At 69.9% G+C, this 16727-nt stretch carries 17 protein-coding genes; 11 read left to right on the top strand and 6 right to left on the bottom strand.

From position 1 onward, the window contains the following. Positions 1 to 446: 446 nt before the first annotated feature. The 4 genes from ACEZDE_RS04065 to ACEZDE_RS04050 form a co-directional block, all read right to left on the bottom strand. The gene (locus ACEZDE_RS04065) at positions 447 to 1046 is read right to left on the bottom strand and encodes a sigma-70 family RNA polymerase sigma factor (protein ID WP_380532182.1); all 600 of its coding nucleotides are present in this window, start codon (positions 1044 to 1046) and stop codon (positions 447 to 449) included. Between the two features lie 196 nt (positions 1047 to 1242). Then, entirely contained in the window at positions 1243 to 1698 is a 456-nt protein-coding gene (locus tag ACEZDE_RS04060) for a hypothetical protein (protein WP_380532179.1), read from the bottom strand. A 125-nt stretch (positions 1699 to 1823) separates the two neighbouring features. Further along, positions 1824 to 3593: a chloride channel protein gene (locus ACEZDE_RS04055; RefSeq protein WP_380532359.1), complete on the bottom strand. Its 1770-nt coding sequence runs from the start codon at positions 3591 to 3593 to the stop codon at positions 1824 to 1826. Between the two features lie 56 nt (positions 3594 to 3649). Next, entirely contained in the window at positions 3650 to 4138 is a 489-nt protein-coding gene (locus tag ACEZDE_RS04050) for a MarR family winged helix-turn-helix transcriptional regulator (RefSeq protein ID WP_380532176.1), read from the bottom strand. Positions 4139 to 4245: 107 nt separating this feature from the next. Here ACEZDE_RS04050 and ACEZDE_RS04045 point away from each other — a divergent pair, with 107 nt between their 5' ends. The 11 genes from ACEZDE_RS04045 to ACEZDE_RS03995 all read left to right on the top strand — a co-directional run bounded on the left by ACEZDE_RS04045 (position 4246) and on the right by ACEZDE_RS03995 (position 12461). Further along, positions 4246 to 4575 carry a hypothetical protein gene (locus ACEZDE_RS04045; protein WP_380532173.1) on the top strand — a complete coding sequence of 110 codons (330 nt, stop codon included), beginning with the start codon at positions 4246 to 4248 and terminating at the stop codon, positions 4573 to 4575. Between the two features lie 44 nt (positions 4576 to 4619). Then, a complete protein-coding gene (locus ACEZDE_RS04040) occupies positions 4620 to 5483 on the top strand; it encodes an SDR family oxidoreductase (protein WP_380532171.1) in 864 nt (287 codons plus the stop codon). 151 nt (positions 5484 to 5634) lie between these two features. After that, a complete protein-coding gene (locus tag ACEZDE_RS04035; protein WP_380532168.1) occupies positions 5635 to 7407 on the top strand; it encodes a glycoside hydrolase family 15 protein in 1773 nt (590 codons plus the stop codon). Positions 7408 to 7424: 17 nt separating this feature from the next. After that, positions 7425 to 8450, top strand: coding sequence for an SDR family oxidoreductase (locus tag ACEZDE_RS04030; RefSeq protein WP_380532165.1), 1026 nt, complete (start codon positions 7425 to 7427; stop codon positions 8448 to 8450). Between the two features lie 219 nt (positions 8451 to 8669). Beyond that, positions 8670 to 8891 carry a hypothetical protein gene (locus ACEZDE_RS04025; RefSeq protein WP_380532162.1) on the top strand — a complete coding sequence of 74 codons (222 nt, stop codon included), beginning with the start codon at positions 8670 to 8672 and terminating at the stop codon, positions 8889 to 8891. 194 nt (positions 8892 to 9085) lie between these two features. Further along, complete coding sequence (locus ACEZDE_RS04020; protein ID WP_380532158.1) at positions 9086 to 9484, top strand: PRC-barrel domain containing protein; 399 nt, start codon at positions 9086 to 9088, stop codon at positions 9482 to 9484. 135 nt (positions 9485 to 9619) lie between these two features. Continuing rightward, positions 9620 to 9841 carry a hypothetical protein gene (locus ACEZDE_RS04015; protein ID WP_380532155.1) on the top strand — a complete coding sequence of 74 codons (222 nt, stop codon included), beginning with the start codon at positions 9620 to 9622 and terminating at the stop codon, positions 9839 to 9841. Between the two features lie 90 nt (positions 9842 to 9931). Then, complete coding sequence (locus ACEZDE_RS04010; RefSeq protein ID WP_380532152.1) at positions 9932 to 10300, top strand: STAS domain-containing protein; 369 nt, start codon at positions 9932 to 9934, stop codon at positions 10298 to 10300. Between the two features lie 152 nt (positions 10301 to 10452). Beyond that, positions 10453 to 11703, top strand: a complete 1251-nt coding sequence (locus ACEZDE_RS04005; RefSeq protein ID WP_380532149.1) for an IS4 family transposase — start codon at positions 10453 to 10455, stop codon at positions 11701 to 11703. Between the two features lie 258 nt (positions 11704 to 11961). Continuing rightward, on the top strand, positions 11962 to 12330 hold the full coding sequence (locus ACEZDE_RS04000) for a hypothetical protein (protein ID WP_380532146.1): 369 nt from the start codon (positions 11962 to 11964) through the stop codon (positions 12328 to 12330). Beyond that, a complete protein-coding gene (locus ACEZDE_RS03995; protein WP_380532143.1) occupies positions 12327 to 12461 on the top strand; it encodes a hypothetical protein in 135 nt (44 codons plus the stop codon). The genes ACEZDE_RS04000 and ACEZDE_RS03995 overlap by 4 nt, the downstream gene beginning before the upstream one ends. Positions 12462 to 12651: 190 nt before the next feature. Here ACEZDE_RS03995 and ACEZDE_RS03990 read toward each other — a convergent pair whose 3' ends face one another. Together ACEZDE_RS03990 and ACEZDE_RS03985 are read right to left on the bottom strand one after the other, a co-directional pair. Beyond that, the gene (locus ACEZDE_RS03990; RefSeq protein ID WP_380532140.1) at positions 12652 to 15267 is read right to left on the bottom strand and encodes a right-handed parallel beta-helix repeat-containing protein; all 2616 of its coding nucleotides are present in this window, start codon (positions 15265 to 15267) and stop codon (positions 12652 to 12654) included. 596 nt (positions 15268 to 15863) lie between these two features. Beyond that, a complete protein-coding gene (locus ACEZDE_RS03985) occupies positions 15864 to 16358 on the bottom strand; it encodes a hypothetical protein (protein ID WP_380532137.1) in 495 nt (164 codons plus the stop codon). Between the last annotated feature and the right edge of the window lie 369 nt (positions 16359 to 16727).

The following is a 16727-nucleotide window of genomic DNA, read 5'->3' as shown; positions in this document are numbered from 1 at the left end:
TGGTCGACGCGGTCAACGACAAGTGTCCGGGCAGGGCATGGGAGCCTCGGTTCCTGCTGTGGCCAGGGAACCGTTACGCCGGGCCCACAAGGGCAGCACCCAGCGCGCGCCCCCGGCTGACGGAGTCGAGCGGGTCCCGCCGGGTCTGGGGCGTTACCCGGAGCATAACTCTGTCTTCTACCCAGCAACAGGAGGAAAGGTGGTCACATGCATGGCCGTTGTCGCACGACCGATGTGGGCTCCTGCCATTTGCCCAGTCCGGCGGCATCCTCGGAGCAGTCGAGGTGGCGGTGGGTAAGAGTGAGGAGGCTACGAGCGACGCGGGTCTCTGGTTGGGGGGTCTGTGCATCGCCTTGTAGGCGGGCCAGGGTCCTCTCGGCGGACTTCTGACCTGCCAGGCCCCGGAGCGAGGGCTGCAAACCAGTGGCCCAGGCTCCGCGGTGGGTTTACGCACCGCCGAGTGCTTCGGTGTCTGCTGACGGAGTTGTTCCGCCTGAGGACACTGCCGGTCGCGCCCTGGGCGACTCCTTCTCAGCCAGCTGGCGACGTAGCTGACTCAGACTGTCCCGGACACGGGATTTGAACGTGCCCACCGGGATGCCGAGAAGATCCGCGGCCTGGGCGTGGGTGCGCTCCTGATAGAAGGCCAGCTCCAGGGACTGGCGCCGGCAAGGGGACAGCTCCACCAGGCATCGGCGCACCTCCTGGTGCTCTAGGTGCTCCTCTACCTGTTCCAGGACGCTGTCGTGGGCCGGGCGGTGATCCCGGCTTGCGGCGAGCAGATCGCGCCGTACACCGGCCTGGTGCTGGCGCAGCCGGTCCACGGCGCGGCGGTGCGCGATGAGCAGAGCCCACCCGATCATGCTGCCGCGCTCGGGGCGGTAGCGCTCCGCCGTCGTCCACAGTTCCGCTATCACCTCCTGCGCGACTTCCTCAGCGAGGCCCCGGTCACGCATCACGCGCACCGCGCCCGCTCGTACCAATGGGAAAACGGTGGTGTAGAGCTCTGCGAACGCGTCACGGTCGCCCAGGGCCACGGCAGCCATCAGGCACTCCAAGCCGCCCGTGCCGCCGGTACCTCGGAGCCGTTCGTTCTGTCTTTCCATGTCCATCGACTCCAAGGACATCACAACCAGCCGGTTTCGGTGCCCGTCCGGGGCGCGGCACGCCGAGGAGACGGTGCGGTGTGCCAGCCGGTTAGCGCCCGCTGCAGGGTGAACGCGGGCGGCCCGGCGTAGATGCTCACCGGGTGGCGTCAGGTGAGGGGACCGGTGCGGGGGTGCGCTGGATGTCAGTGGTGCGTGGGAGGGTGACGAGTGGGGTACGAGTGGCGGCTTCCAGGGCGTGGGCGCGGTCGGTGTAGTCGCGGATGTGGGCGATCTGGCCGCCGTGCAGGTGGAACACCCGGTAGTAGAGGTCGGGCTGGGCGTCCCCGGTGGTGGGGTCGGTGATGTGCAGGGCCAGGATGATGGCGGCGGGCAGGCTGAGGGTTTCCTGGGCGCGGGTGCGCACTCCTTGGTCGTAGCGCACTCGGTACCAGGTCAGGGCGGAGGCGCGGCCGTGGCGGGCGAGTTCGCCGGGGCCGGTGGAGGCCCAGTGGACCCGGGGGTGGAACAGGTCCCGCAGCCGGGGGATGTCGGCGGTGTGCAGGGCCTCGCGCAGGTCGGCGGCGATGTCGGGGACGGGACGCGGGAGCATGGGCGGACTCCGGGGGCAGGCGGGAAGGAGCGGAGCGACAGGGTGGTGCGGGCCGGGTACGAGGTTGCGCGGCCGGTCCGGGACGAACCGGACGGACGGAGGGACCGGGCGTACCGGCCCGGCGGCTACGCCACGCTGCCGGCTCCGGACGTGCTGCTGGTCGCTGTGGAGGCGGAGTCGGGAGGCAGGGTGGGGTTGGGCAGCAGGCGCTGGCGGTGGTGTTCCTCGGTGAGGTCGTGTCGGCGGGCGTGAAGCAGGTCGGGCAGGGCGATCAGGCCCACGACCCGTCCCTCCGCGTCGACGACGGGTGCGCTGGTGAGGCGGTGTTCGGCGAACAGGTAGGCGACCTGCCGCAGAGTGTTGTGGGTGCGGGCGGTGGCCTGCAGCGGTCGGGCGGTGTGCCCGGCCACCGCGACCAGGGCGCTGTCGGCGTGCACGTGCAGGCGGCGCATGGTGGTCACCCCGATCGGTCCGTCGGGGCCCAGGACCGGGATGTGGGCCTGCCGCCGGGCAGCCGGGTTCCGGGCCAGCCGGTCCAGGAGCGCGCTGTCGAGGACCTGGTCGGCGCCCAGGGTGACGGGGGAGCGGTGCATGACCTCGTGGACGAAGAAGGTCTCCAGCGGGTCGGTGGAGTATTCGCGGGTCAGGTGCAGGCCGCGGCGGGCGATCTTCTCGGTCAGGACGGAGCGTTTGAGGACCAGGGCGGACAGCGCGTAGGCGGCGGTGGAGGCGATCAGCAGGGGCAGCATCGCGCCCCAGGCGTGGGTGAGTTCGAGGGTGAAGACGACGCCGGTCAACGGTGAGCGCATGACGCCGCCGACGACGGCGGCCAGTCCGCACATGGCCCAGAAGCCGGGAATCACGGTGGGGAAGAGCATGCCCTCCCAGGCGCCGAGCGCCCCGCCGATCATGAAGACGGGGGCCAGGACCCCGCCGGAGGTGCCCGAGCCCAGGGACAGGGACCAGATCAGGGTCTTGACCACGAGGATGCCGATGATCAGGGAGAGTGCGGCGCGCCCGGTCAGGAGCTGGTCGATGACGTCGTAGCCGACGCCCAGTGCGCGGGGTTCGACCAGTCCGCCCAGACCGATGACCGCGCCTCCGATGGCGGGCCACCACATCCAGTGGAAGGGGATTTTCGCGAAGGCGTCCTCGGCCCGGTAGACCAGCCAGGTCGCACCGACCGCCAGCGCCCCGCCGGTCAGCCCGACCACCGCGGCCAGGACCTCGACCGGGGCGGTCAGGTGCAGGCCGGTCGTGGTCACCGGGAAGACGGGTGCGGTGCCGAGCAGGAGCCCCCGGCACACGGTGGCCACGGCGACCGAGGCGGCCACGGGGACGAAGCTGCGCGGGCGCCACTCGAACAACAGCAGCTCGACCGCGAGCAGTACCGCGGCCAGGGGCGAGTTGAAGGTGGCGGCCATCCCGGCGGAGGCGCCGGCGACCAGCAGGGTCTTGCGTTCGTCCGCGGTCAGGTGCAGCAGTTGGGCGAGCATGGAGCCGATCGCGCCGCCGGTCATGATGATCGGGCCCTCGGCGCCGAACGGACCTCCCGTGCCGATGCTGATCGCGGCGGATATCGGTTTCAGGACGGCGACCTTGGGGGCGACGCGGCTGCCGCCGGTCAGGATGGCCTCGATCGCCTCGGGCATGCCGTGGCCGCGGATCTTCTCCGACCCGTAGCGGGCCATCAGCCCCACCGCCAGACCGCCGGCGACCGGGGCGGACAGCACCAGCCACCACGGGTGGTGCACCAGCCCCGGTGCGACCAGCGAGGCGTTCCACCGCTGGTAGAACACCAGGTTGGTGACCAGGCCGATCAGCCGCAACAGTCCCAGGGCCGCGACCGCTCCGGCCGCGCCGACCGGCAGCGCCAAGGCGGCGATCTTCAGCATCCGCGGGGTCACGGTGAAGTCCCCGAGGTGCGCGACGCTGTGCGCCGCCTTCCCGCTCACAGCGGCATCGGTCCGGGGAGCTCGGAGGCGTACGCCTCGCCGACCACCGTGTGGAACTGGCTCAGGGCCCGGGCGGCGTGCTCGCGCAGCACCGGGTCGATCTGCGACAGGATCCGTGCGAATTCCGCGTGCCGCCACGCCAGGACACCCTGCACCACGGTGGTGCCCCGGTCGGTCAGTTCCAGGGTGACCATGCTGCGGTGGTGCGCGTCCGTGCCGCGTACCACATGCCCCGAGGCGACCAGCCGCTCGGCCAGGCGCGTGACCGACGAGGGGCCCAGGCCGAGGGCGCGAGCGACCTTCGAGGAGGGGCAGCGTCCCAGATCGCGCAGGGCCAGCAGCACCCGCATCTGCGCCAACGACACGCCCTGCCCGGCCGCGTCCAGGCTGTGCAGGGCGACACCGATCAGGTCCCGTGTCGCCCGCTGGAAGGCCTGTATCTCCTCTTCGGTGGGCCCAGGCTCCTGAGCTGCAGTGTTTGGCATGACCGAAAGTATTGCATACGACAACACTTGTCAGGAGGTAGACTTGGGGGAGCATGGAAGCACGGAGCGCACCAGCTGTACGCCCCACGATTCGAGGGAGCCGCGCTATGGCCACGACCATCGCTGATCACCACGTGCCAGGTCCGGGGGACGAGCGCCGGATCCGGAGTATTCTGTTGGCCGAGGTCACCCACGGGGGCCTGCCCGCCTTGGCGTTGATCCTGATCCACGCCCGGCAGGGCGACCGGGCCGCGGCCGCCCTGCCGTTGGGCGCGCTGCTGCGCGCCGTACCCCAGGTGGACTGGCTCACCTGTCACGACCTGTTGCGCCAGGTCGGCCTGCACGACGACCAACTCCTGGGCGATCTCACCCCTGCCCAGCGCCGAGCCCTGGGCGAGGCTCTGAACCACGCCCCACGCCCACATCAGCCGGCCTGACCGCATTTCGTCCGTCAACGATCACAACGAGGGAGGCGGACCTGGTGAAGGTTCTTGTGGCGGGTGCCAGCGGATACCTGGGCCAGTACGTCGTACGGGCACTCCAGGCACGCGGCCACCAGGTCCGGGCGTTGGCCCGCAACCGCGAACGGCTGCGCCTGGTGGTTCCGGCGCTGGACGAGGTCGTCGTGGCCGACGCCACCGACCCCTCCCAACTGGTCGGCTGCTGCGAGGGCATCGACGTGGTGTTCAGCTCAATCGGACTGGTCGGCAGGCGGAGCGGTAAAACCTGCTGGGACGTGGACTACAACGCCAACCGCAACCTGCTCTACGAAGCCCGCAGAGCTGGCGTTGGCAAGTTCATCTACACCTCCGTGGTGCGCTCACCCGGACTGGAGAAGGTCCAGCTCGTCCGAGCCAAACGAGCCTTCGAGGTCGAACTCGAAAGCTCCGGACTGGACTTTACGATCCTGTACCCCAACGGCTTCTTTTCCGACATGACCGACTTCCTCGCCATGGCCCGCAGGGGCCGCGTCTATCTCTTCGGCAACGGCGGCTTCCGGATCAACCCGATCGACGGAAGCGACGTGGCCGGCGCCGCGGCCGACGCGCTCACCGCCGACATCCGGCACCTCGAACTCGGCGGCCCGCAACTGCTCACCCACGAGCGCATCGCCCAGGAAGCCTTCCACGCCGCGGGCAACCCCGAACGCATCACCCATATCCCTGCCTGGGCCCTGAAAGCCGTCCTGTCGCTGCTCCGCCGCACGACACCCGTGCGCACCTACGGGCCGATCGAATTCCCCCTGACCGTGCTCACCCAGGACGTCATCGCCCCTGCCTGCGGGCACCGGGAGCTAGCCGACTACTTCCGCTACGCCGTCGGGGCAGACACTGCGTCACGCTGATGACCGCGGGTCCTGAGGGCCGGCCCTTCTGGGGTACGGCTCGGACAAATCCCAGATGGGTCCGGGTGGCAGCCCGTCGGCGGGGTAGCCGCCTGTCAGCGTCCCAGGACGAACGGTGCGATTCGGGCGCAACTATTGATCGGACGATTCCATGACCAACGGCACCCTCCCCCCGGACACGGCCCGCTTCCCCCTGCACGTGCTGCGGGAGTACGCGCTGATCGCGGACGGGGAGCGCGGTGCGCTGATCGGTCCGCGCGGCGACATCGCGTGGCTCTGCGCTCCGCGATGGGACGCGGAGGCCGTCTTCTCCACGCTGATCGGAGGCGACGGCGCCTACGCGGTCACCCCGGCGCAGGAGCCGTTCGTGTGGGGCGGCTCCTACGAGGACGGGTCGCTGATCTGGCGCAACCGCTGGGTCACCACCTCCCAGGTGGTGGAATGCCGCGACGCCCTCGCCTTCCCCGGAGACCCCGCGGTCACCAGGATCCTGCGGCGCGTCCACGCCGTGGACGGTGAGACCCAGGTGCGCGTGATCCTGGATCCGCGCGCCGGTTTCGGTCGTTCCAAGCTGAGCAGGCTGCGGCGCCGGGACGGGCTATGGACGGCGCGCTGCGGACCGCTGCACCTGCGCTGGACCGGCGCCCCGGACGCGGCCGAGCGGGCGGAAGGCGGCCTGGAGACGGTCGTCACCGTCGCGCACGGCCGCTGTCACGACCTGGTCCTGGAGCTCTCCGAGCAGCCGTTGCCGCACGAGCCGCCGGATCCGGACGCCCTGTGGGCCGCTACGGCGGAGGCATGGAGGCGGGAGGTGCCGGTGATCTCGGGGACGATCGCGGACCGCGACGCCCGGCACGCCTACACCGTCATGCGCGGGCTGACCGCCGGCGGTGGCGGCATGGTCGCCGGGGCCACCACCAGCCTGCCCGAGCGGGCCGAACAGGGCCGCAACTACGACTACCGGTACGCCTGGATCCGGGACCAGTGCTACGCCGGGCAGGCCGTCGCCGCGGTGGGCCCGCATCCGCTGCTGGACAACGCGGTCGCCTTCGTCGCCGAGCGGGTCCTGGCGGACGGGCCCGGTCTCAAACCGGCCTACACCGCGGCCGGCGGCCCGGTCCCCGACGAGCGCAGCCTCGACCTGGCCGGCTACCCCGGGGGTGCGGACAAGGTCGGGAACTGGGTCAACGGGCAGTTCCAGCTCGACGCCCTGGGGGAGGCGCTGTCCCTGTTCGCCGCCGCAGCCGCCCACGACCGGCTGGACGGCGAGGACTGGCGGGCGGTGGAGACCGCGGTGGCAGCGATCGTCGAACGCGGCCAGGACCCCGACGCCGGCATCTGGGAACTGGAGGACCGGCGCTGGGCCCACTCCCGGCTGGCCTGCGTGGCCGGCCTGCGGGCGATCTCCGCGCACGCGCCCGCGACGCAGGGCGCGCAGTGGAGCGCGCTGGCTGACCAAGTCCTGGCGGACACCACCAAGGACTGCCTGCACCGCACGGGGCGCTGGCAGCGCGCCCCGGGCGACGAGCGCGTGGACGCGGCGCTGCTGATCCCCGCCGTCCGCGGAGCTGTTCCGGCCGAGGACCCGCGCACCCGCGCCACCCTGGCCGCGGTGCTGGACGAGTTGGGCGACGACGGCTTCGTCTACCGCTTCCGCCAGGACGAACGCCCGCTGGAGCAGGCCGAGGGAGCGTTCCTGCTATGCGGCTTCATGACCAGCCTGGCGCTGCACCAGCAGGGCCGCGAGGTCGAGGCCAACCGCTGGTTCGAACGCAACCGCGCAGCCTGCGGAACCCCCGGCCTGTTCGCGGAGGAGTACGACATCACCCAGCGCCAACTGCGCGGCAACCTGCCCCAGGCCTTCGTCCACGCCCTGCTGCTGGAAACCGCGCAACGCCTGGCCGCCCCGTGGCCCGGTCACTGACCACCCAAGGAGATTCCATGAGCAGTACACCCCAGGCCGCCCAGGTCGTCGTCGTCACCGGTGCCAGCGGCGGCATCGGACGTGCCACCGCGCAGGCCTTCGCCGCCCGGGGCGCGAAGGTCGCGTTGCTCGCCCGGGGCGAGGCGGGCCTGGCCGGCGCCTGCGCCGACGTCGAGCGCCTAGGCGGCCAGGCCCTGGCCATCTCGACCGACATGGCCGACCCCGACCAGGTCGAAGCCGCCGCCTCGCACGTCGAGGACGTGTTCGGCCCGATCGACGTGTGGGTCAACGTCGCCTTCACCTCCGTGTTCGCGCCGTTCACCGAGATCACGGCGGAGGAGTACAAGCGGGTGACCGAGGTCAACTACCTCGGCTACGTCTACGGCACCATGGCCGCCCTCAAGCGCATGAAGCCGCGCGACGCCGGGACGATCGTCCAGGTCGGCTCGGCCCTGGCCTACCGGGGCATCCCGCTGCAGACCGCCTACTGCGGTTCCAAGCACGCCGTCCAGGGCTTCCACGAAGCCCTGCGCTGCGAACTGCTCCACGACAAGAGCGGGATCCGCACCACGATGGTGCAGATGCCCGCGGTCAACACCCCGCAGTTCGACTGGGTGCTGTCCCGTCTGCCCAAGCCAGCCCAGCCCGTCCCGCCCATCTACGAGCCCGAGGTCGCCGCCCGCGCCGTCCTCTACGCCGCCGACCACCCCGGCCGCCGTGAGTACTGGGTCGGCGGAAGCACCATGGGCACCCTGATCGCCAACGCCGTCGCGCCGGGCCTGCTGGACCGCTACCTGGCCAGGACCGGCTTCTCCTCCCAGCAGGACGACCGGCCCCAGGACCCCGGCCACCCCACCAACCTCTGGGAGCCCGCCGACGGCAAGGGCGGACACGACTACACCGCCCACGGCAGCTTCGACGACCGCGCCACCAACCGCAGCCCCCAACTCTGGGCCTCCCAGCACCACGGCGTCCTCGCCCTTGGCGCGGCCGGACTCGTGGTCGCGGCGACGGTGCTCGCCGGTGCGCGAGGCCGACGGTGAGCGTCCTGGCCGCAGTGCGTGCCGGATACGGCTCCACCCAGCTGATCGCTCCCCAGCAGCTGTCTGCGCGGGTGACCGGCTACCAGCTCGATGAACGCGGCCTACTGGTCGCCCGCGTGCTGGGCGGACGCCATCTGATGCAGGCCGCGCTGTCCGCGCGCGCCCACAGCGGCCGTCCTCGCCCTCGGCGTCGAAGTCGACCTGCTGCACGCCGCAAGCATGATCGCTCTCGCCCTGGCTGATCCGCCCAGGCGCCGGACAGCGCTCACCGATGCCGCCGTCGCCATGGCCTTCGCCACCGCAGGCGCGCTGGCCGCACGCCAGACACCCCAGCCCCCGGTGACGCCGGCGGACAGACGCAGGCTGATCCCGCTCCGTGATCGCTGGGCACACTCCCTGGCCCGGTTCGTGGTCCCTGACGTGCTCCGGCCCGTCGACTGACCGGCACCTCTCCCTGCCCAGGACGTCACATCCTGGGCCAAACGGATGACCGTCCCATCCTGCCCCCCGGCGTCCCGCGTGCCGCGTCCGCCAACAGGACTCAGGATCGGATGGGACAAGGACGCCGACGGCACCAACGGCTACCTGCGCACCTGATCCCACCACACCCGATCGACCCGAAAAGGAGAGCATCCGTGACCGAGGAAATCTGGGGCTACGACCCGGCGCACTACACCGAGGGCACTGACCTGACCGGCTACACGGTGGAGGCCACCGACGGGCCCATCGGCAAGGTCGACGAGGCCACCTACGAGGTCGGCACCGCCCACCTCGTGGTCAACTGCAAGCCGTGGCTGATCGGCAAGCACGTCCTTCTGCCCGCTGGCCTCGTCACCGGCATCGATGCGAAGGACGAGACCATCCGCGTGGGCCGGAGCAAGGCCCAGATCAAGGGCGCGCCCGAATACCACCACCACAGTGCCCCGCCGCGCGACGTCATGGGAGGCCCGGACGCATCCCAATCTGATGTCATGGGCGGACCGGACGCCGCCTACCGTGATGCCCTGGGCACCTACTACGGACCCAACGTGTGACCTGCGGGCACGTCCCGGGGGACCGGCAGTGCTTCTGCGGGCGTCGTGACCGTTCGCCGCAGCCGGACCAGCCTGGCGTCGTGAGAGCGTGGCTACGATGTCCAGGACGCCCGGTCCACGGCTGCGGGAGGACGGATGCCCGGCGAGGACGCCTGTCCCCACGCCGACGGCGTCGGGACGTACAGGTTCTACGGCATGGACGGCCTGTTCGCAGCCCAGTTGATCGGTGTCCACCCCTCGTGCGACACAGTCGCCCGAGCCGCCGCCGATGAGATGGAGCGCCGCAGCGGCGGATCGCTCCTCATCGTCGAGATCCGTCGCCGCGACCCGGACGGCTGGGTCACCATCCAGCGCTGACCCGTCCACCTGGTGCTCTTGCCCTGCGCCCGGACCCGGGCTCGCCGGTGCGTAGCCGTCCCGTCGGCGGGGTCGACCACGGTCGAGTGCATGGTGGAACAGGCCTGGACGCTGGTGGTCCGGGTGTCCGGCGACGTGGACTGCGACTCCGCCCACACGGTCGCCGACGCGCTGGCGGCGTTCCCCGCCTCGCGGGCGATCGTGGACCTCAGCGGTATCGGCTTCGCCGACTGCGCGCTGGTGAACCTTCTACTCAAAGCCCGCCGGACGATCAATCACCTGGTGCTGGCCGGCCCGATTCCCGAGCAGGTCCACCGGCTGTTCCAGCTCAGCGGAACCGAGTCCGCCTTCACCGTCGCCCCCGACCTCGCCGCTGCGCGCACCCTGCTCATGGGCAGCGCCTACGACAGCGAGGGGCAGCCCCTGCGCCTGACGACCGACCCGTCGCCTGCGGCGTAGCGGCAAACGACCCCCTGGGGGCGGTGGTTGTGACCGAGACGGTCACAACCGGCCCCAGCCGCTGCCCAGAAGGCAACAATCGTGGGCAGCACGCCATGGTTGCCGGGTCCTACTAGGCCCAATACCGGTGACGTTGGTGTGGTTCGGTCGTTGTGCTGGGTGTGCCAAGACCTGGACAGGTGAAGTCGCGGGCGGACGATCGGTTCTCTGACCGGATCGCGTTGGGGGTGCTGACGCGTGCGTTCCCGCCGGAGTTGATTGACGAGGTCGTCGCCGATTGCGGGCGGGTCGAGCGGCGCAGTCGGCTGCTGCCCGCGCGGGTGGTGGTGTACTTCGTGCTCGCGATGTGCCTGTTCTTCGGTCAGGGCTATGAGGAAGTGGCCCGGCTTCTCGTGCAGGGGCTGGAGCGGGAGGGCCGGTGGGCCGGGGCCTGGCGGGTGCCGACGAGCGCGGCGATCGGCCGGGCCCGTCTGCGACTGGGGCCCGAGCCCTTACGCATGCTGTTCGGCCGGGTCTGTCGGCCGGTGGCAACCGCGGGGACCCGGGGCGCCTGGTACCGCCACTGGCGGCTGGTCGCAGTGGACGGCACAGTGTTCGACATTCCCGACACGGCCGCGAACGCGGAGCTGTTCGGGCGCCCGGCCACCAGCCGCGGCCAAGGAAGGAGCGCGTACCCCCAGGCCAGGGTGGCGGCCCTGGTCGAGTGCGGCACCCACGCGGTCTTCGCGGCCGACATCGGCCCGTTGTCCACGCACGAGACCGTGCTGGCCCAGCGGCTGTTCCCGGCACTGGAACTGGACATGCTGATGCTCGCCGACCGGGGCTTTTGCGGCGTGGACCTGTGGCGGGCCGCCAGGGCCGGCGGGGCAGCCCTGCTGTGGCGCATCAGAAGCGTGTGCGTGCTGCCGGTCCTGGACACCTTCGACGACGGCTCCTACCTCTCGGAGATCGTCGCCACCAGGGACAGGCACCGGCGGGCGGACACCGAGCGGGTACGGGTCATCGAGTACGCCCTGGGCCCACGCGGCAGCGACGGAACCGTCTACCGCCTGATCACCAGCATCCTGGATCCCGCCCAGGCCCCGGCCCACGAACTCGCCGCCCTCTACGCCGAACGGTGGGAGATCGAGACCACACTGGACGAACTCAAGAACCACCAGGGCAGACCCGGACTCGTACTGCGCTCCCAGCACCCCGCCGGGGTCGAGCAGGAACTCTTCGCGTTCCTGCTGGTCCACCACGCCCTACGCGACCTGATGCACCAAGCCGCCCTGCAAACCGGACACGACCCCGACCGGCTCTCCTTCACCCGAACCCTTCGCATCGTCCGCCGCCACGTCACCGGGCAGGCGGCACTTTCCCCCCTCCCGACTCACCCGATCCACCGCCCGAAGCCTGCGTGAGATCACCGAACGACTGCTGCCCACAAGGCGGTTGCGCTCCAACCCCCGCGTGGTGAAACGCAAAATGTCGAACTGGCCACTCAAACGCGCCCATCACGGCAACCCACCCCCGCCACACGCTCCCACCGTCCAACTCGTCGACCCAACCAGACCCAACCCCATTCACCGGAAAAGCACCTAAATCACCGGTATTGCTACTAGGCCGTGTTTCATAAGCGGCACTCAGCCTGCCGATGTCAGACCCGTACAGTCGCCCTCATGACGGCACCGGCGCTGCGGGCGATCGAATGGGACGGGACGTCGTGGGACGACCCGTCCGACGATCAGCTACACGACCTACTGGCCGACATGAGCTTGACCTGGCGGTTGGTCGTGGTCGAGCGACTCGACCTCGAACCGGCGGGTCAGCACTATATGCAGGGCTATCTCAACGATGATCTCAGCTGCCAGGTCGAATACCGCGACGGTGGCCCGGACAGGCACTTTTATGCTCATGCGCCACGCACGCACGAGGTGTTCGCCATGGATCCCGTTGCCGAGGTGCTTCAGGACTGGGCCCGCGGGCGGCCTGGCTGGCGTCAGGCACTTGCCTGGTCCCCGCTGCCCCACGGGGAACCAGTGCGATGACCCGCGTGCTGCGCGACGTCCGCACCGTGAGCGTCACAGTGCGCAGCATCCTCGTTGAGCTCAGGCTGCCCACCAGCGAGGGGGACCAGCGGCGGGTCCTGGCAGTCCTGACCTACCTCGACGCCCTCTGAGAGGTGCCGGGGTCGGCTGTGGACCGCAGATCCGGAACTCCGGGCCGACCCGGCAAGACCGAAACCCGCCCCCGCTCGCTGCAGCAGCGGCTGTGAGCGTTGAGACGGCGAGGGCCGCACCGCCCTGGGAGGGTGGCGCGGCCCCGCTTCCAGCGTGGTCGGCCGCCGTGTACGGCGGCCACCGGCACGCTCAGTTGTTCGCGTAGTACCCGAACACGTCGAAGACGACGTCGGCGGTCCCGGTCGAGCCGTTAAAGACGGCGACCTCCTGATGGGTATAGGAGGTCGGCAGGATCGCCAGGTTCGCGATCGTCTGCCAGGTGTTGAAGTTGAGGTTGGAGACGGTGGGCCGGCCGGAGCCGTCCGTCCCGTAGGGGTAGACGGTCAGGTATCCGGTGCCCTTGGTGTTCGTGACCGTGGTGTTGAGGACCAGAGTCGCGTTCGCCGGGAACGGGCTCTGGGGGGCGTCGCCGTTGTCGCCCTCCAGGAACGCCCGATCGGTCCCGCCGGCCGGGATCGTCCAGCCGAGCAGTCGTGTGTCCCACACGCGCGTCGGGGCGATGGGCACGTAGGCGCCGGGTGCGGTGGCGGTGAAGTAGCCGGAGACGTCGGCGAGCAGGTCGACCGGCGTGTGGCCGCCGCCGTTGTAGAGTTCGATCTTGCCGTCGGACGCCACGGGGACGATGACGGTGTTGGAGGCGACCTGGCCCTTGCCGTAGTCGAGGATCGAGGTGCCTGGGGTGCCGGCGCCGTTCGCCTCGGCCGCGATCCAGCCGCTCCCGGTGGTGTCGGCGACGGTGACGTGCACTGCCACGGCGGTCACCCCGGACGGGATCGCGTCGACCCCGGCCACGGTGACCGGGATACCGGTGGTCGCAGCGACCTGCGCCACCGGCGCGCCGATGCCCTTGCGGGTGTCGAGGATTCGCTTGAGGGTCGCGTCCGCGTATCCGTCGCCCGCGCTCTGCGCGAAGTAGCCGGAGATGTCCGCGATCATGTCGGTGGAACCGGTGCCCTTGTTGTAGATCGTGATTGACCCGTTCTTCAACGGCACGATCGCGCTGTTCGCCACCACCCGGCCGGCGGTGTAGTTCACGTTCGAGGTCGAGGTGCTGTTCCCGCCCGGGGCCGCGGCGAGGTAGCCGTTGCCGGTGTCGTCGGCGACCGTCAGGTTCACAGCCGCGGCGGTGGCGTCCGCCGGGATGCCATCGAGCCCGGCGATCTTGACCGTCACGTTCTTGCCCGCGGGCACCTTCGCCACCGGCGCCCCGATGCCCTTACGCGTGTCAAGCAGCCGGACCGGATTGAGCGGTATGTAGTCGGACCCGACCGTGGTGAACGAAGTCGTGGTGCTCATGCTCCCGCCGATGGTCAGGTGCGCGGTCTGGGTGATCGTGTAGGTGCCGGGCTCCGCGTAGGTGTGAAGCGTCACCGTGCTGCCGTAGGCGCTCGAGGCCGGAACGTTCTGTGAGAGGCCGTCGCCCCAGCTGATGGTGTAAGACACCGCGGGCGTCGGCCCACTGGACACGATGCCGGGATCGGTCCCGTCGGTCAACGTCTCGCCCAGGTAGTTGCCAAGGTTGATGCCGCGCGCGCCGATGGCCTCGGGGGGCAGATGCCCATAGGTGACGGTGTAGTTCGGCTGGAAGGCGCCGCGCGCGCAGTAGGCGGGCGTCCCGCTGCCGGTGACGGCGAGAAGGGGGTTTCCGGTGCACAGATCGCCGTACAGGTCGGTGGGGAGCATCCCGGGAGCGGAACCGTTCGCCGAGTTCCACTGCGGGACCGCGAAGGCTTTCACGGAGAGATTGCTCAAGGTCTCCGGATCGGTGTTGAGGTCGTGCTGTCCCTGCCCGGTGGCCTGGAACAACGCCGAAGCGCTGGAGTAGGTCGCCCCGCCCCACGAGTAAGCGTTCTGCATCACGCCCACGTCGTCCCAGTTGCCTGGGTAGACGAGGTTGTAGTCGAGGACGGTGCCGGAGCGCGAGTCGGCGGCCACGGCGATCGACGACGTGGTCGTCGATGCGGTGCCGGACAGGCCGGAGACGATGTTGTTCTCGATCGTCGCTCCGGTGGCGCCGGAGGCGAGACTGATCGGGTCCTCGTCGGCGTTCTGAGCGTAGAGGCTGTTCGAGGTGATGGCGGTTCCGGTTGCGCCGTTGACCGAGATCCCGAACGCGTTCGCCTGGATCGAGTTCGTCGAGAACACATCCCCGGAGCCGCCCCCGTCGACGAGGATGCCGCCGTTGGTGGCTCCGGTCATGATGCTTCGGCTCACCGTGATGTGGCTCGACCCCCCGGTCACGTGCACGGCGCCGGACGTGGAGTTCGACGCGCCGACGACTGCGGCGCCGTCGAGCGTGATGTGGTCGGAGGCCGTGATCTGCACCCCGCTCACACCCAGTTCCTGGGAGTGGGTCGAGCCGACGCCCTCGAAGCCTTCGAAGGTGACGTAGGAGGCGCCGTCGACGGTCAGGGCGGGGCCGGTCTGTCCCGTGCCGTCGACGATCGAGGCCAGCCCCCCGACCGCCTGGAAGACGATGGACGCCGCGGCGCTGCCGGTGGAGGTGATGTCCAGCGCGTTGCGGTAGGCGCCTTTGGAGATCTCCACGGTGTCGCCGGGCACGGCGGCGTCGGCCGCGGGCTGGATGGTGCAGAAGGGCGTGGCGGCACCGCCCGCGCCCGCGCCGGTGTCGGTGCAGCTCGTGTTCGAACCGTCGACATAGAGAACGGATGAGGAATCGGTCGGACTGTCCGCGTGCGCGGCGGCCGTACCGGAGACCAGCAAGGCCGAGGTCGCCAGCGTCACGGATATGACGCGGCCTGGTCGGAGCATCGCAACCCCCCTTGAAAATAAGGCTGCTGACTGAACGCAGCAACGACGCAAGGCTAGTGCTCCGACCGCAGAGGTTCACCTGGTTTGCTACGCACCGGCAGGCGGCCATGGCGAAGATTTGACAAACCAGGCGCTGGATTCGCGGCACCTGTACAGAATTCTCCCCGGGGAGCGGACGGAACTTGACCACGCGAGGCTGACACGAACACGAAACCTTCTCCTCACAGCAATGGAGGTTGTCCGTTTAGCCACGAATGGTGCAGCCGGCTGCGGCTGTCCGCAGCCGACGCTCAGGGCGGGTCGGGGACGTCGTCCAGGAGCTACGAGCCGTCGTTGCGGACGTTGTTCACGGCCAGCGAGACCGGACTGATCATCGAACCCCGATGACGCCAGCGCACGCCATCGCACTTTCAACGTCAGTGATCGGCGGGGACTTCTGTGCACAGCGCAGCGACCGTACCTGCGGAGCGGGGAGCAGGTCCCGGAATGAAGCCCACCGGGTGACCAACCGGCCGGAGGTCATCGACGGCTGCTTCGCGGGTACCGGCCTGACCCTGTCGGAGTGATCGTCAGAAACTGCCGAAGAAGCGATGCCACCAGCTGGGCCGCTGAACGTGCCAGGGCAGTCGGCTCGGCCCGTCGTAGTCGCTCTCCAACAGCTCATCGGCGACCACAACGTAGTCGAGTTCGACCAGCGCCCGGTTGACCTTGGCCAGGTCAGCGCCGTCCAACTCGCCCTCAGCCTGCGCCTTCTCGGTGCCGAGGAAGGCGCCGGGGTTGTCCGCGCACACCAGAGCCAGTGAGCCGAACTTGCTTACACAGACAACGATCCGGGTCCCGCACACAGTCGCGTCCCCAGGCACGACGACACGTCCGTACTCGCTGGAGTCCTGAGTGTCCCGCTCAGCCGAACAGCGAGTTGCGAAATCACCTTCGAGTCGGGCAACAAGACCGCCGATCCGGACGGCGCTCTCGCCACGGTCGTAGTTCTGCGGCCACTCCAGCCACTGCGGATCATCGAGCTCACGCAGCAATGCCAACAGATCCGCTTCGCTCTCGGTCATCTGGTTATCTTGCCGCGACACCCGCCCACCGAGCGGGTCGGGGCACCAACGCGCTCACCGTTCGTTCGCCCGACAACACCCATCCAAGTTCAGTATGTGCCTCACTGATATCTACGGGTCATCGAGGCACGTCAGGCACGTTCGGTAGTTCCGGCTGACGCTCAATGGTCGCTAGATCGGGTGTAGCAGGGGGACTTCCCCGAAGCTCCCTATAGCAGAGTGCGTGCGGCCCCCGTCGACGGTATCCCGACGGGGGCCGCACTGGTCCCTACCGTGGCGACCTTGATCCGGCGGATCTCGTTGCGGCCGTGGCCGGCGGTCCGGAGCCGGCCCTGCCGGGCTTGGACTGCCTGGGCCCGGGCGACGCTG

Source organism: Streptacidiphilus cavernicola (assembly GCF_042510955.1).
Taxonomy (GTDB): Bacteria; Actinomycetota; Actinomycetes; order Streptomycetales; family Streptomycetaceae; genus Streptacidiphilus; species Streptacidiphilus cavernicola.
This window is presented reverse-complemented; position numbering and strand designations above follow the sequence as displayed.

Excerpts from the sequence above, each read along its gene's own strand:
- ACEZDE_RS04065 (WP_380532182.1), bottom strand. The coding sequence starts at position 1,046 with ATGGCTGCCGTGGCCCTGGGCGACCGTGACGCGTTCGCAGAGCTCTAC.
- ACEZDE_RS04060 (WP_380532179.1), bottom strand. The coding sequence starts at position 1,698 with ATGCTCCCGCGTCCCGTCCCCGACATCGCCGCCGACCTGCGCGAGGCC.
- ACEZDE_RS04055 (WP_380532359.1), bottom strand. The coding sequence starts at position 3,593 with ATGCTGAAGATCGCCGCCTTGGCGCTGCCGGTCGGCGCGGCCGGAGCG.
- ACEZDE_RS04050 (WP_380532176.1), bottom strand. The coding sequence starts at position 4,138 with ATGCCAAACACTGCAGCTCAGGAGCCTGGGCCCACCGAAGAGGAGATA.
- ACEZDE_RS04045 (WP_380532173.1), top strand. The coding sequence starts at position 4,246 with ATGGCCACGACCATCGCTGATCACCACGTGCCAGGTCCGGGGGACGAG.
- ACEZDE_RS04035 (WP_380532168.1), top strand. The coding sequence starts at position 5,635 with ATGACCAACGGCACCCTCCCCCCGGACACGGCCCGCTTCCCCCTGCAC.
- ACEZDE_RS04030 (WP_380532165.1), top strand. The coding sequence starts at position 7,425 with ATGAGCAGTACACCCCAGGCCGCCCAGGTCGTCGTCGTCACCGGTGCC.
- ACEZDE_RS04025 (WP_380532162.1), top strand. The coding sequence starts at position 8,670 with ATGATCGCTCTCGCCCTGGCTGATCCGCCCAGGCGCCGGACAGCGCTC.
- ACEZDE_RS04015 (WP_380532155.1), top strand. The coding sequence starts at position 9,620 with ATGCCCGGCGAGGACGCCTGTCCCCACGCCGACGGCGTCGGGACGTAC.
- ACEZDE_RS04010 (WP_380532152.1), top strand. The coding sequence starts at position 9,932 with ATGGTGGAACAGGCCTGGACGCTGGTGGTCCGGGTGTCCGGCGACGTG.
- ACEZDE_RS04000 (WP_380532146.1), top strand. The coding sequence starts at position 11,962 with ATGACGGCACCGGCGCTGCGGGCGATCGAATGGGACGGGACGTCGTGG.
- ACEZDE_RS03995 (WP_380532143.1), top strand. The coding sequence starts at position 12,327 with ATGACCCGCGTGCTGCGCGACGTCCGCACCGTGAGCGTCACAGTGCGC.
- ACEZDE_RS03985 (WP_380532137.1), bottom strand. The coding sequence starts at position 16,358 with ATGACCGAGAGCGAAGCGGATCTGTTGGCATTGCTGCGTGAGCTCGAT.